General features: G+C 29.0%; 13 protein-coding genes. All 13 read left to right on the top strand.

Going from position 1 to position 16267, the window contains the following annotated elements; translation table 4 throughout:
- The first annotated feature begins 1 nt into the window (after position 1).
- The 13 genes from E7Y35_RS04485 to E7Y35_RS04425 all read left to right on the top strand — a co-directional run bounded on the left by E7Y35_RS04485 (position 2) and on the right by E7Y35_RS04425 (position 16228).
- A complete protein-coding gene (locus E7Y35_RS04485; RefSeq protein WP_283271797.1) occupies positions 2 to 586 on the top strand; it encodes a thymidine kinase in 585 nt (194 codons plus the stop codon).
- A gap of 17 nt (positions 587 to 603) precedes the next feature.
- On the top strand, positions 604 to 912 hold the full coding sequence (locus E7Y35_RS04480) for a hypothetical protein (RefSeq protein ID WP_283271796.1): 309 nt from the start codon (positions 604 to 606) through the stop codon (positions 910 to 912).
- Between the two features lie 109 nt (positions 913 to 1021).
- Positions 1022 to 2098 (top strand): peptide chain release factor 1, encoded by a 1077-nt coding sequence (gene prfA / locus E7Y35_RS04475; protein WP_283271795.1) that lies wholly within the window; start codon positions 1022 to 1024, stop codon positions 2096 to 2098.
- Positions 2098 to 2955 (top strand): peptide chain release factor N(5)-glutamine methyltransferase, encoded by an 858-nt coding sequence (gene prmC, locus E7Y35_RS04470; RefSeq protein ID WP_283271794.1) that lies wholly within the window; start codon positions 2098 to 2100, stop codon positions 2953 to 2955. The genes prfA and prmC overlap by 1 nt, the downstream gene beginning before the upstream one ends.
- 34 nt (positions 2956 to 2989) lie before the next feature.
- A complete protein-coding gene (locus E7Y35_RS04465) occupies positions 2990 to 4414 on the top strand; it encodes a polypeptide chain release factor methylase (protein ID WP_283271793.1) in 1425 nt (474 codons plus the stop codon).
- 19 nt (positions 4415 to 4433) lie between these two features.
- Positions 4434 to 4973: an L-threonylcarbamoyladenylate synthase gene (locus tag E7Y35_RS04460; RefSeq protein WP_283271792.1), complete on the top strand. Its 540-nt coding sequence runs from the start codon at positions 4434 to 4436 to the stop codon at positions 4971 to 4973.
- Between the two features lie 10 nt (positions 4974 to 4983).
- Positions 4984 to 5334, top strand: a complete 351-nt coding sequence (locus E7Y35_RS04455; RefSeq protein ID WP_283271791.1) for a hypothetical protein — start codon at positions 4984 to 4986, stop codon at positions 5332 to 5334.
- Between the two features lie 120 nt (positions 5335 to 5454).
- On the top strand, positions 5455 to 6468 hold the full coding sequence (locus E7Y35_RS04450) for a hypothetical protein (RefSeq protein ID WP_283271790.1): 1014 nt from the start codon (positions 5455 to 5457) through the stop codon (positions 6466 to 6468).
- Positions 6469 to 6489: 21 nt separating this feature from the next.
- Positions 6490 to 9345 carry a hypothetical protein gene (locus E7Y35_RS04445; protein WP_283271789.1) on the top strand — a complete coding sequence of 952 codons (2856 nt, stop codon included), beginning with the start codon at positions 6490 to 6492 and terminating at the stop codon, positions 9343 to 9345.
- Between the two features lie 835 nt (positions 9346 to 10180).
- A complete protein-coding gene (locus E7Y35_RS04440) occupies positions 10181 to 11581 on the top strand; it encodes a BMP family ABC transporter substrate-binding protein (protein WP_283271788.1) in 1401 nt (466 codons plus the stop codon).
- Positions 11582 to 11599: 18 nt separating this feature from the next.
- Entirely contained in the window at positions 11600 to 13165 is a 1566-nt protein-coding gene (locus E7Y35_RS04435) for an ABC transporter ATP-binding protein (RefSeq protein WP_349306609.1), read from the top strand.
- Entirely contained in the window at positions 13149 to 15314 is a 2166-nt protein-coding gene (locus E7Y35_RS04430) for an ABC transporter permease subunit (protein WP_283271786.1), read from the top strand. Before E7Y35_RS04435 ends, E7Y35_RS04430 begins: the two co-directional genes overlap by 17 nt.
- Positions 15314 to 16228 carry an ABC transporter permease gene (locus tag E7Y35_RS04425; protein ID WP_283271785.1) on the top strand — a complete coding sequence of 305 codons (915 nt, stop codon included), beginning with the start codon at positions 15314 to 15316 and terminating at the stop codon, positions 16226 to 16228. Before E7Y35_RS04430 ends, E7Y35_RS04425 begins: the two co-directional genes overlap by 1 nt.
- Positions 16229 to 16267 lie beyond the last annotated feature (39 nt).

Below are 16267 nucleotides of genomic sequence, written 5' to 3'. Positions count from 1 at the left end.
AATGTATTTTTTAAATAGCAAGGCCCAAATGGGATGAATTGAGGTAATTACTGGTTGTATGTTTGCTGGTAAAACAGAAGAGTTTATTCGTCGTTTAGTACGGTTAAGCTATGCCAAATTTCGCATTCAGGTTTTTAAACCAGAAATTGATAACCGTTATAGTGAAAACAAAGTTGTTAGTCATAGTCAAAATTCAGTTGAAGCAAGACCAGTGAAAGATTCAACAGAATTATTAAATCAAATTGAACCAACAACAAATGTCATTGGAATTGATGAAATTCAGTTTTTTGATAACAATATTGTTAAGGTTGCTGATTCGTTAGCAGATAAAGGAATTATTGTTATTGTTAATGGCTTAGATAAAGATTTTCGTGGTGAAGCATTTCTAAATGTTGAACAGTTAATGACTCGAGCAGAAGAAGTAAAAAAATTACATGCAATTTGTGTTAAATGTGGAAATTTAGCAAACCGTACTCAACGCTTGATTAATGGTAAACCCGCTAATTATTATGATCCAATTGTTTTAATTGGTGAGAAAGATAAATATGAAGCTCGTTGTCGTCATTGCCATGAAGTAACATATTAACTTGGAAAGGAACAAAAATGTTAACAAAAGCAGGATTAAATGCAGAAGCATATTTTATTACAAGTGATAAACTCAAAATGGTGACCAAGATTAAAGCACACTTTGTTGAAAATTTACCAGTTAATTCTAAAATTACAATTATGGAAGACTTAATGATTAAAGAAAATGATAATGTTGTTGTGAATGGTAATGTTTTTAAAATTAGTCAGAAAATTATTACAAAACATCCCGTTAAAAAAACATTTGTGAGTTGCGAGTATCGTTTAACTTTACTTGACCAATTAAGAAAATTACCAAAATTTCAAGAAATCATTGCAAATCAGTAAATAAATCATTAACTATTATGATTTATTTTTATATATATAGATTAAATTAATCATTATGATTTAAAATATATTATAATTGTTAAGTGTTTGAATAAATAGAGGTGGTAAAATGAATCAAAAAACAGTTGACCGATTAGAAGCAATGTTAAAGCGATCAAATTTAATTAATGAAGAATTAACAAAGCCAGAAATAGTTAATGATGTCAAAAAATTAACTAGTTTGGCAAAAGAACAATCACAATTAGAAGATACTGTTGCATTGTATTTAAATTATAAAAATGTTTTAAATAATATTAATGAAGCAAAAGCAAGTTTAGAAAATGAAAAAGATGAAGAATTAATTGATTTAGCTAAAGAGGAAATAAAAACTTCAGAAATCAGAAAAGAACAAATTACCGCTGAGTTAAAAGTAATGTTATTGCCAAAAGATCCTAATGATGAAAAAAATGTTATTTTTGAAATTCGGGGTGCTGCTGGTGGTGATGAAGGAAATATTTTTGCTGGTGATTTATATCGAATGTATTTAAAATATGCTGAACAACAAAAGTGAAAAATTGAATTAATTGAAGAAAATGAGTCAGAAGCTGGCGGGTTTTCAACAATTTCATTTATGGTTAAAGGTGATCGTGTTTATTCAAAAATGAAGTTTGAATCAGGAGCACATCGCGTTCAACGAATCCCAAAAACAGAAAGCAAAGGGCGGGTTCATACTTCAACAGCAACAGTTGCCGTTTTACCAGAAATTGAGGAGGTTGATTTTGAAATTAAAGCCATTGATTTAAAAATTGATACATATCGTGCTTCTGGTGCGGGAGGACAACATGTTAATACAACTGACTCAGCAGTACGAATTACCCATTTACCAACTGGTGTTGTTGTTACATCACAAGATGGTCGTAGTCAACATGATAATAAAGCATTAGCAATGCAACATTTACGTAGTAAATTATATGAAGAACAACAGCGTAAAATTAACGAAGAACGAGGAACATTACGAAAAGATGCAGTAGGGACTGGTGATCGTAGTGAAAAGATTAGGACATATAATTATCCACAAAATCGAGTTACTGATCATCGGATTAATTTAACTTTGCAAAAATTAGATCAAATTATGGAAGGTAATCTAGATGAAATTCTTACAGCTTTAATTAATGAAGAGCAAAGATTAAAAATGGAAGGAAACTAATGACGGTTAATGAATTAATTGAAAAATCAGAAAATTATCTTAAAGAGTCTAATATTATTAATTATCTTGCTGATGTTAAAACTTTAATAGCTTTTTTTATGCAAATATCATTAGCGAAATTGTATGCTGTTCAAAATGACAAGATTAATTTTAAGGTTGATGATTACTGACAAAAGTTGGTTGAATATCGAAATGGAAAACCAATTCAGCATATTACTAATTTACAGAGTTTTTATGGTTATGATTTTTATGTAGATGACAATGTTCTTATTCCACGATATGAGACAGAAGAATTAGTCGATAATATTAATGTTTTAATTGATGATATTTTTGTTGAAAACAAGAAACCATTGACTTTAATTGATGTTGGAACTGGTAGTGGGGCTATTGCAATTAGCTTAGGATTAGAAAATCCCAATTTAACAATTTATGCCAGTGATATTTCACCTTTGGCTTTAAATGTTGCAAAAAGAAATATTAAGCAGTTAAATTGTCGGAATGTTAAATTGTTAAAAGGTGATATGTTAGAACCCTTTATTACAAACAAAATTAAAGCTGATATTCTAGTTTGTAATCCACCTTATATTCCAAAAAGCCAACAAATTAGTCATCGTGTTAGAAACTATGAGCCACATGTTGCTTTATTTGGTGATGATGATGGATTATATTTCTACCGTCAAATTTTTCAAAATTGACAGAAAATTGTCAATAAAAATGGTTTTTTATGTTTTGAACATGGCTATGATCAAAAAAAAGCACTAGAAAAATTAGTTAAAGAATATTTCCCAAACCAAAGATATTATTTTAGAAAAGATATAAATAAAAAATGACGAATGTTATTTGTTAATATTTTGTAGTAAAATGATAGGAGCTCAGGTGTGAGGTGAAAGTATGGACAATAAGATTAAAAATATTAAAAGAATTCGCATTATTAGTATTGCATTTTTATTAGTTTTATTTATTATGATGCCATATTTTGCTTTTATTGTTATTTCGCATCGGGATAGTATTTTAAAAAATTTCTTTGTCTTTATTGAAACAACACCAAAAGATGTCTTAGAAACATTTACAACATCTGATTTGCCAAACCGGTTTTTAATTTTTGGATTGCCATATTTTGCTTTAGCAACTTTAGTATGTGCAATTATTAGTACTGTTTTTTATATTTATTATCAAAAACGAACAATTAATTTTAATAATCGAATGTTATTAATTGGAACAATTACTATTACTTCTTTTATTTTTATTACCTGCTTATTATTTTCATTTGCAGAGTATTATTATGATTTATTTACCGAGTGATGCCGCTCCTTAAAAGGAGGATATAATGGTCCAGATTACATTGAAAATATTAAAAATATGATTAAACCAGGAATTCCAAATCGAGATGCAATTATTAATGCCCTAATTAATTTAGCAACAGGTTCTGGCACTAAAAATCCGTATCCGTTCACATGAATTGGAATTAATGTAATTTGATGAATTACCGGTTTACAAATGATTTTTATTATTTTTATTATGTTAAAAGTTGGTTTTAAGTTAGAATGATTATTAAATACTAATGTTAACTTAGGGAAAAAAGAAGAATTAGTTGTTTTAAAAGATACTTTTAACCAGAGTGTTGCTAAAAAAATTATTAGTTTATTCTTAATTCCAAATGAATTTAATATTTCATTATGGGTTATTTTCTTTTCAAGTATTGCTTTTATTCCGCAGTTAATCTATACAATTATTATAGGTAGTGGTTTTACAGAAGCGAATCGATTCATTTTGTACTCCTACTTATATCCAGAATTAACAATTAATGTTATTATTCCAGGAACAACTAGTATTTTAGATCAGCCAAATCTTGATTACTTTCATATGACGAGCAAAATGCCGGGGTCAACATTTTTTATTAATATTGCACCAATTATTTTTTCAGCTTTAATTATTTCAATGTTGTTTGCCTTTAGTTTTGTAATGATTAAAAAACCAAATTTAACGAAAAAAGGATTTATTAGTTTTTATGTTAGTTTTTTAATTGTAACGGGGATGTCCTTAGTAATGTTTTTAATTTCGCAGTATCAAATGACACAAGCAGTAGATTATTGAAATAATCAAGATCAACATTTTAAAGATACAGTTATGAAACCAATTTTTGGGACAACAAAACTAAATTATTTTTGATTGCAAGGAAGTGAATTAATTGCGAGTGGAATTTTATTGTCTTCTTTTATTAGTGTGTTATCAATTATTGCTATTTCACATATTTCAAAAATTAAAAGTAATAATAATCGTGAAAACCAAATTAAACTAGATTCTAAAAACTTATAAAAAGGAGGTTGGATAAACAATGAAAGTGTATACAGTAAAAGAATATAAAGAAATTATTGCGGGTTATTTGGCTGAAAATGTAATTATTATTCCTACTGATACAATTTATGGGATGACATGTATTATTAGTTCACAAACAGCAAAAGCCCGAATTTTTAAAGTTAAAGGGCGTTCAGAAAGAATGTATTTGTCAGTAATTGTTAATTCTGTTCGTATGGCAAAAAAATTTATTGCTTTGACACGTGAGGACTTAAAACTTTTTAAGAAAAACGAAACTATTACTATAATAGGTAACATAAAGAATGATATTAATAGTCGTTATAATATCACTAAAGATAATACAATTGGACTTCGAATTACAAAATCAAAATGATTACAAAAAATTATTAAAAAAGTGGGTCCAATTTATGGAACAAGTGTTAATATTAGTGGGCAAAATTATGCGAAAGAATTTAATGAACTAAAAAAATTTGATGTTGATATTATTGTTGATGATGGATATTTAGATAATCGCCCTTCAAAAATTTATAATTCTTTAACAAAAGAATTTATTAGATAAGAGGTAAACAATGACAAAAGAATTAAAACCAAAAAAATGATCATGATATAAGATTATTAATCTTGTTATTTTAATTATTTTAATTATTTTAACTATTGTCTTTACAGTGTTGTATGTACTTGATCAAAAAACATATACAGTTGCATTTTTAATTAGTGTATTATTGTTAGGAATTTGAGTCACGGGTTATTTTATGGGGCATTTTTTATTTATGAATAAAGATAATATTAAAGATGGAACAAGAAAGTTATTTGATGATTATCGCAAAAAGGATAAGAATAAAAATAAGGAATCAAAAGAAGAAAAAATTAAGCGGTTAGAAAAAGAACTAGCTGATTTAAAAGAAGAGAACAAAGAGTAATTTTATAAAAAGGATAATATCATACCAAATTGCAGTTTAAAATGCAATTTTTTTTATAAGTTTTTTAGTAAATATGATATAATTTAGATATGGAGAAATGATGCAGGAGGGCTAAACAACATGTACATCAATCCATTCGAACGAATGAAAAACTTAAAATTAAATACAGAAGAAACAAAGCCAAATGATTCAAAAAGCAATGATCGAAAAATGAATTCAACGCAGGTTGTTAATAAAGGCGAAGATATGACATTAGGGTTATTTAAAAATAGTGGTCATGAAATTAGAAAAAATAAAAATGAAGAAGATTTAAGTAAGATTGATGGCATGGTATTATCAAGTTATGAAATTATTCGTGATTTAATAAAAACATTTAAAGAAAAAAATAATGAGATGCAGTTTTTCTTAACAATAATTGATAATCAACATCAGGAATCAATGTCTGAAATTGTTAGTTCATTTTTTTCAATGCCACTTGTTAATATTGATTTGTTACGTATTGAGTTATATGCTTCACCATTCTTATTCTTGCTTAAAAGAGTTATTAAAGGGTTGCCAAAAGTTAGTTTAGAGGATAAAAAAGTCTTATGAGATCGTGTTAAATTGTTTGCAAGAACTTTAAAAAACAACGAATTATCCGAGCAAACTAATGATTCAAATTCGGTGGTAATTATTAATGAATTAGAATTTGATGATCCATTAGAATATATTAAAAAAGAATTTGAAGAAATCTTACGGGCATATGAGATTAAAGATAATATTGTAATTGTTTTCAATAACATTGATTTAGTTGGATATGCTAAGTTTAAAACGGTCTTTAGTTTAGTGCATGCGATTTTTAAAGGAATTATACAATTTAAGTTTATTGTTGCATTAAATCCGGTTTTAATTGAAACCTATGTTAAACAAATTTATGGCAACAATTTAACAGACCAGTTAATAGGACATGAAATTAGTATTTTTAACAAGTGCTACATTATTAGAAATGATGAAGATGGTAGTTCTGTTGCAAAAGTAACACCAAAAATAGAAGAAGAAACCCAACATTCAATGCAAAATTTTGTTCCAGTTGAAGAGGAAGAAGATGATGACACAATTGGGTTTGATTATTGAGCTATGCGCGGTGGAAAGTAAATTAGAGGAGAATAAGTTAATATGTTTACATTTTTAGTAACTTTAGGATGAGTCCTAATCATAATTGGAGCAATAGTTCAAATTTTTGCAGCAGTATTAAATCTTTTGGTGATTCAACAAGTTGCGCTTCCAACAATTTTAAATTCAATAAATGATATTTTTCAAACCTCAATTTTTAAACAAGAAGAAATATTAAACCGTTTAACTGGTGACACTTGGGCATACACTATTATTGCATTATCAATCTTTGTTGCTTTAGCAGCAATTACATTAGTGTCATTCCAAATTAATCGCATTAAGAAAGGGCAACGAATTGCAAAACCATATATTAAAATGATTTTTGTTACATTAATTATTGCTTCATTAATATATGGAAAAGTAGCTATCTTAATCTTTGCTGCCTTCATTTTTATCGGTTTATTATTTATTGAATCATCATTATTTGATGTCGAAGCTTTACAAAATTTTGTTGAAGAACGAAATATGATTGTTATTTACCATCAGGATAAAAAACTGGAAAGAGAGGTAAATAAAGAGGGAAAGTATCATGGAAGCGCAACTATGGGAGTTGGCGTGACTACCGTAGGGATCGAAGATACCGAAAAAAATTTCAAAGACAGTGGTTACGTAAACGTGGATGATAATAAAAAATCATTCACGGAAAAATCAAATGCAATTTTTACATCAAATGAATTAAATAATTTATTTAATTCTGGCAAAAATGATGTTGATGAAAATGAATTAGCAAATTTAATTAGTGATATGACACATACAATGTCAAGTGTCTCTAATTCAGAATTAAACAAACCTAATGATTTAATCAACCCACCATTATCAACAAATGTTGTTAAAGATGTAACTACAGAAACGGTAATCGTGGAAGAACCATTAATTTCAGCAGAGACAAATGTTGAAACTGAGTCAAGTACGGTAAAAGATGAAGATGCTAATGTTTCTTTTAAAGAAACTAATCTTAACTCTGATTATGCAGTTAATGCTGATGTTGAACTTTTCGTTGATAAAACAGAAATTTTAGAAGAAAGTGCTAATTTAAATGATGAGGTACAAAAAGAAGAATCTGTTATAGATAAAGAAATTGACTTTGATTTTTTAAATGATGAATTGTTGGATTCTTCTTCATCGGATGCAAGAGTATTAACAAAAAAAGAAAAAAGACTTTACAATAAATGAAGTGAAATGTATCAACAAGCTCTTAATATTAGAAACTTGGTAGAAGAAGAAGTTCAGAGTATTAATGCTCCAAATAAATCAATTAAAAAGAAATCGAAGATTTATAATTTAATTGTTAAAGAGGCAAATGGTTTAGCAGCAAAGTTAAAATTAGGGGCAGATCAGCATTTAAAACTTATGCATATTGCAGAAATCTTTGGTGATAATTCCCAAGCAACAACCGATTTTCTTAATGAACATATTATTGTTCCAACTGATGATGCTTTAAATGACATTTCTGATGAAGTAATTACGGTTAAAGAAGATAATGATGCTTTTGATAGTTTAACAAATACTGTTGACGATAGTTTAACTTTTAATGACAATAATGATGTTTTGATTACTACAGAAAGTAATAATAATGAAAAAATTATTCTTGGTACAAGTGTCGCAGGGGAAACTGCTCAAGATAGTCCACAAGAAGATACTACTTTTATTCCAGAAAATTATAATATTGCGGAATTAGGAGGCGAACTATTATCAGAAATCCAATCATCAGATAATCAGTCAAAAGAAGTTTTTAATTATGCCGATGACAGTCATGGTTATACATTTGCAGAATTGGAAGGATTAGATGATTTTAATAATGAAGGAGCTCCAATTACAGTTGAAGATGAAGTTGATGATGCTGAAATAGTGACATTTGAACATGCTGAACATATTGAACAAACGTTAGAACAAGCAGAAGAAACCTTAAATGATGTAATTTCTCCTGAACAATCAGAACCTATTTCAGTAACTACTGAAAAAGAACCAAGTTTTAACGCAACAGTTGATGACAACAAAGTACAAGCTTTACCAACAGAAACAAAGTCAGTAAGTAATTTAGAACACGTTAGTAATAAGCTAGTTGAGAAAGATGATAATAACGAAGGTGAGTTATTAAATGACGTTGTTATAAGTGAACCAATAAAATCAGCACCGTCAGAAATTAAGCCAGTTTTAGATGATGAAATATCATATAGTTTAGATGAATTAGATAATAAAATTATGAATGGTGATTTTTCAAATCTTGGTGATGAAATAATTGAATATGATACAACAGAACAAAAAGTTGTACCAATAGTAGGAACAACAGCAACATCAGAATCAACTTTAGAACAGTTATCAACCCCAACTCAACCAGAAAGTGATAACAATTTTGACTGCCGCTTTATAAAACTAGAAGAATTAATTAAAAATTCAATTGATTTACAATCAGCACATACAAAAACATTGGGAGAAGTTCAAGAACATTTAACTACTTTAACGTCAAAAGTAGAAACATTGGAAGTAAAATCAACTGATTTTGCAAAAAAAATTGCAGATGTTGAAACAAAAAAATATGTTAATTATCATGGGGTAGTACTAATTGATCAGTTTTATCCACAAATTGATGATCTTAACTTAGCTTCAACCCGTTATAATTTGTATAATAAAAAAGGATATTCAAATACATATGGAGCAGCCAGCACGAGTGATGTTCCGTATGGTTTAGGGAGTTATTATCGTGCAAAAAATCCTTTATCAGGACAAGATGAGGTGATGATGAATAATAACCAACGTGTTGATTATAACCATCTTAATTTACATAATATTTCAAAATATACAAAACAAGATATTCCTTTTGAAACAAATTGTCCATTTTGTAAAAAGAATAGTAAATAAAAAAATACCTTAGTTTTACCTAAGGTATTTTTTATTAAAAGGATTTAAATTATTATAATTTTTAGACATATTATTATACCATAAAAAATTAAAAAATTGACAATTTTATTTTTTTATGTTATAATTACTCTAGTAGATAATCAGGATATCTACATTAATGGGGGTGCTATGTATGAACTTCCCTTCATTAATGACTTTACCAGTTAAATTACAAAATCATGTTGTTAATGTTTGTATTAATATGAATATTAACTAAATTAACCTAATAAAAAACTCAGTCGCTTTGGAAACCAGACTGAGAAGAGTAGTTTATTTGACTGGTAAAGTCATTTTTTTTAACCACAAATTAATTATATATAATTTCTTTTAATAATGCAATATTTTTTGTTTTTTTCTTATAAATATATAAAAATTGTATTTTCGAAAATAAGTTAATAATAGCATAGGTATTGTTAATAAAAGTGTCCTAATAATTAGGACATAAGTTATCTTTTAAAGGCGTATAGTTATTTAGCATCAGTGTTTTGAAAAGTATTAGCAACAGATTGTTTTACATCAAATTCAACCCTGTACTTGTTGAGCACGTTGGTAAAAACTATATTTTAAAGAGCAAATAATTTCTTAAAAATTAATGAAAAAATTAAATTCAGTTAATGTGGATTTAATTTTTTTATTTAAAAAAACTAAAATTATTTGCTTTTCTTTCTTTTAAAAATATGTTAAAAATAAACTAGCAATGATATATTACATTGTTGGGGCGTTAAAAATAGTAAATATAATATAAGGGAATATGCAATTGCCAAAAAAATAAAAATATAATAGGAGGAAACACACAATGAGAAAATTGCTCAGTTTTTTAACCGCAGCAATGTTAATAGCTAGTTCAGGTATTTCTCTTGTTGCTTGTGCAAAAAAATACACTTTTGATAGTGATATTTGAGTCATTACGGATGCAGGAACAATTACTGATGCATCTTTTAATGAATCAGCATGAGATGGAGCAAGTAAATATGTTGTTTCACAAAAAGATCAAAAAGTTTCTGCCACCGAGTGGAAAAAAAGTAGTTGACGGGCTAGTTATTTTGAACCAGCTAGTCAAACTCCGTCTGATTTTAAAACAGCTTATGTGACAGCAAATATTGCTGGAGCTAAAACTTTAATTTTACCAGGGTTTGCCCATGGGAATACAATTGGTTGAGCAGCAGAAGTGGCCCAAAATATTATTTATATTGATGGAAGTAGTCAAAACATTCATTTAGGAATGGATGGAACAAGACCATTAGCAAAAAATATTATTGGAATAACTTACGAAGCTGAATCTTCTGGTTTTTTTGCTGGAATTGCTACAGCTTTATGATTAAATGCAAATCAAGAACGATATCCAAGTGGATTAAAAATTGCAACTTATGGGGGAATGGATAACCCGGGCGCTGTTTCAAACTATATGTGAGGTTTTATTGTTGCAGCTGATATCTTTAATATAATTATTGGTAACAGTGCTTTTCCAAAGCTATTTCAGATTAAAAATGATATTTTAAAACAAGTGCAAAAAATGAATCCAAAAGTTACTGCTTTACAACCAATTGAAAAAGTTCAAAATGTTGTTAAAAGTAATGAATCATGATTTTCACAATCATTTGAGGTTGGCCAAGGAAAAGATATTTCTGACGAATTAATTTCACGGGGAGCAAGTATCATTTTTCCAGTTGCCGGGCCACAAACACAAGATACGATTGACCGGATTAGATATAATAAATCAATGGCAAAAGTTATTGGGGTTGATACTGAACAATCAAAAATTTATGGTGAAGAAATTATTGTAACAAGTGCTTTAAAAGAAATTGCGACTTCAACTTCAGAAGCATTAAAAAATATTTATTCATCAACATGTGGTTATCAAACAAATAACCAAACTTGAGATAATAGTAAAGCAACAAGCGACTGTTGAATCAATACTGATCAATCATCAATTCAACATCCAACTTGGACAGGAATTGAAAAAACAAAGGCAATTAATGCAGAAACTGTTGCTTTCATTCATAACGAAACAGATCAACATGCAAAAGATACTGTTTTTGACAAAATTGTTGAAGTATTACAAGATGTTTATTCACATGGAATTGGGGGACAACCAGCAGTTGCTGCTAAAGCATTTTCAAATACATTAACAAATACTTACCAAAGTAGTGATAAATTAAAAGACTATATTTTAGATGCAATTGAAGCAGCTTTATAATGAAGAAAGGACATAATGATGACAAATAATAATGAATATGCAATTGAAATGAAGCAAATTACAAAGGTGTTTGGTGATTTAATTGCAAATGATGATATTACCCTAAAAGTTAAAAAAGGTGAGATTCATGCTTTAATTGGGGAAAATGGTGCCGGAAAATCAACATTAATGAGTATTTTATTTGGATTATATGAACCAACCAAAGGTGAAATTCTTGTTAATGGGAAACCAGAATATATTAGTGACCCAATTAAAGCAAATAAATTAGGAATTGGAATGGTACACCAACATTTTAAATTAATTGATATTTTTACTGTTTTAGATAATATTACGTTAGGACATGAAAAAGTAGCTGGGAAAGTGTTTCTTGATCGTCAAAAAGAAACACGTGATATTGCTCAAATTGCAATTAAATATAATTTACAAGTTGATTTTCGTTCGAAAATTGCAAACATTTCAGTTGGAATGCAACAGCGCGTAGAAATTCTGAAAATTTTATATCGTGGAGCTGATATCTTAGTCTTTGATGAACCAACAGCAGTGTTAACACCACAAGAAATTGAGGGATTATTAAAAATTATGTTAGATTTAAAAAAAGATGGGAAAACAATTATTTTTATTTCGCATAAGTTAGATGAAGTTAAGAAAATTGCTGATCGTGCCACTGTTATTCGCCGGGGAAAAGTTATTGAAACATTTAATGTTAAAGATAAAGATGAAAAATGAATTGCTGAAGCAATGGTGGGGCGGAATTTGGTTGCTATTAAAAATGCAGGAAAATCACCACAAACTGAAACATTATTAAAAATTGAAAATTTGTCGGTAAAGAAAAAAGGTTTAACCCGTTTAATGGCGTTGGATGATTTTAATTTAACTGTTCAGGCGGGTGAAATTGTGGCGATTGCTGGAGTTGAAGGAAATGGTCAAACTGAGTTAGTTAATGCTCTAGCCGGATTAGAAAAAGTAACATCAGGAAAAATCATTTTTAATGATATTAATGTTACTAAAAAAAGTATTTATGAACGATATCAAAATGGGATGTCTCATATTCCTGAAGATCGGCATAAGTATGGTTTAATTTTAGATTTTAATGCAATTGATAATGTTGTGTTACAAAATATTAATCAAAAACCATTTTCAAATTATGGTTTATTAAATAAGGCTGCGATTCAGTTGTATGCCCAACAAATTGTTACAAAATATGATGTGCGTGGTGCAAATTCTGGGTTTGCTATGAGTAGAGGATTATCGGGTGGGAACCAACAAAAATTAATTATTGGTCGTGAATTATCACGCCAACACAATATTTTAGTTGTTGTTCAACCAACACGTGGGTTAGATGTTGGGGCAATCGAATATATTCATAATAAGATTTTAGAAGAAAAAGCCCAAGGGAAAGCTGTGCTATTAGTTTCTTATGAATTAGAAGAAATTATAAGTTTAGCTGATCGAATTGTTGTTTTACATAATGGTCGAGTAACAGGCGAAGTTTTTGGGAATAAAGTTAAGCGTGAAGAAATTGGATTAATGATGGCTGGGACATATCAGCAGAAAGGAACTCAAATTGATGCAAAAACAAATTAAAAGTTATGGCTGATTGTTAAGACAAAAAACCAAAATTTTCTTTCGGTCAAATGAATTTAAAACAAAAATGAATTATTTTAAAGCATCTATCTGTGCCATTATTGCCGGGGCTATTCTTAGCTTTATTATTATTGGGGCAAATGCTTCAAATCCATTGTTGTTTTTTAGTTATGTTTTTCGTTTAGCTTTTCATCCGTTATTAAAAGACCAAACATTAACATATTGAGCAATTTATATTGTTGCGGGATTGGCCGTTGCGGTTGGATTTAAAGCGGGACTATTTAATATTGGAGTTCCCGGACAAATGCTATTAGCTGGTAGTATGACGATTGTGTTAGGATTAAAAAATCCAGCTATAAGTCAAGGCACTGGTGTTGTGGGGGCCTTATTTATTTCAATTCTAGTGGGAGCTGCTTTAGCCGCAATTGCTGGCGCATTAAAAGCGTATTTTAATATTCATGAAGTTGTTTCAACAATTATGTTAAATTGAATTGTTTGATATGTAATGAAGTGAATGTTTATGAATCCTGATTATGGAATGTGAAATTCAAATCATAACTCAACAGTTGATATTGTAACAACTGCTCCTAATTTTAATTTAGTATTAAATGGTCAAACATGAATTATTCCGTTTATTATTGCAATGTTATTGTTAATAACAGTTATTTTCATTATGAATTATACGGTGTTAGGATTTCGAATTAAAGCGGTTGGAAAATCACGTAATGCATCATTATATGCTGGAACAAATGTTCGTGCTTATATGATTGTTTCAATGGCCTTATCAGGTGGACTCGCCGGAGTTTTAGGGATGTTATATTATATGACCCAGTCAACGGTCTTACAGTTTACAACAGATGCTTTACCGGTGGTTGGATTTGATGCGATTGCTGTTGCGTTAGTAGCCTTTACTAATGGGTTTGCGATTTTGCCAATTGCTTTATTATGAGGAATTATTAAAACAGCAGCTTTGCAAACTACACAATTACCAGATTTTCAAATGTCAAAACAGATGGGACAATTAATCTTTGGTATTATTATTTATATGACAGCCATTTCGGCCTTGTTCATTTATTTTAAACCAATCTTTTGAATTCGCCGTTGGTGAAATATTCATCATCATGCTGATTGGAAACAAGAATATAATGAATATAAGCAACAAATTAAAACATATCAAAAAGAAATTAAGACACTCAATAAAACCTATCGGGTGAAAATACAAGAATTAAAACAACAAGGGGATAAGGCACTAATCAAAACTTATCGAGATGAAATTAATGATCAGTTAACATTATATGCTGGAAAAATTACAACTTTAAAAACAGAAATACGTTTCTTTACAAATTCAAAATATAAAGAAGCTGCAAAAATTGGTCAACGAGGAATTAAAACAAAATATAATTTAGCTGTTTTTATTGCTCTTGGTTCAGCAATGGATCATTTTGTACAAGTAAAAAATGATTATTTAGTAAAGAAACAAGAGGTTAGTTTTTTAAAACGAAATTATGGACAAGCAATTAAAAAATGTAAAGGGCAAACAAAACAACAACTTTCACAACTTTACAGTCTGCCTAAGAAAGATTTATATGCTAGATTGGCACAATTGCAAACGCAATATGGTGATTTAGTTTTAAAACAAGAAGATGACATTAAAAAATTACGAGAAAGTTATTATCCTGTTTTTGATGAAATTCAGCAAAAATATTTAACTGATTTTAAAACATTACAAAGTAAAGAAAAGGTTATTATTAAACAATTAAACCAAGAGATAAAAAAACTAAAACAGCAACAACGACAAGAAATTCATCAGTTTAAAATAACAAATCATCAAATACGAAGAGAAATCAGACATGAATTAAGAGTAATTGATGTTAAATTAAAAAATGATTCTGCAGTTCAAAAAGAAGTGATAATGTTAAAGCAAAACTTAGCAACCCAATTAGCAACAATGAAGGAAAAATTTGTTGCTGAAAATAAAGTTGTACAAGAAAAACATCGCACAAATTTACCGCAATGAAAAAACGAATTAAATCAAAAGTTGGAGACAATTATTAAAACTGTTGGTGAAGATAATAAAATTTTAAAAACAGAGTATCTTCGTCAAAAAACAGCATATCGTAAGTTAATGCAAGAAGGAGGAAAAAATTAATGGAAGCAGTTTCACAATTATTTGCTAATGGTTCAGTCCTTTTTGCTGTATTATTAATTGCGGCAATGGCCGGATTATATTCAGAACGCGCTGGGGTGGTTAATATTGCGATTGATGGAATGATGATTATTGGAGCCTTGGTTTATGCATTGTTAGGAAAAGCTCTTTCGCAATATGGAAATGGAATGCAAATTATTGCTTTACTAATTGCGACAATTGTTGGTGGAGCATTTGCCTTATTACATGGTTTTGCTTCAATTACTTTAAAAGCACAACAAGTAATTTCAGGAACAGCATTAAATTTATTAGCAACTGGATTAGGATTATTCTTTGTTAGTATTCCCGCTTTAGCTGCTGGAAATATGATTCAAACGGGTTTTAGTACAATTGGAATTGATCGAGCACAAATTATTAATATTTTCTTAATTATTGCAATAATTTTAGCGATTTTTACCTTTGTTTTCTTCAGATTTACTAAAACCGGAATTCGTTATGCTGGTTGTGGTGAAAATCCAAATGCAATTGATGCTGCTGGAATTAATGTGATTAAAACAAGATACAAAGCGGTTGTTATTTCAGGATGTTTAGCTGGTTTAGCAGGAGCAATGTTTACACATTATGTTTCTGGTCAATTTCGTGGTGATGTGCAAGGGCAAGGTTATATTGCTTTAGCAATTATGATTTTTGGACAATGAAGAATTCAATATATTACCTTAGGAGCGGTGTTATTTAGTTTCTTAATTGCATTAGCAGGAACATTATGACGATTTACTGGTTGAAATATTGCAGATCCATCAAACCAATTGTTAAAAATCTTACCATTTGTTCTAGCGTTAGTAACAATGGTTGCCTTTTCCAAATATTCCAAAATTCCAAAGGCATCAGGAATTCCTTTTGATAAGTCCCTTCGGTAAAGGGTGTGTGCCCATTAAATAGGACAAAATTTTATTTAT

It is taken from the genome of Spiroplasma sp. SV19, assembly GCF_030060925.1.
Taxonomy (GTDB): Bacteria; Bacillota_I; Bacilli_A; order Mycoplasmatales; family Mycoplasmataceae; genus Spiroplasma.
This window is presented reverse-complemented; position numbering and strand designations above follow the sequence as displayed.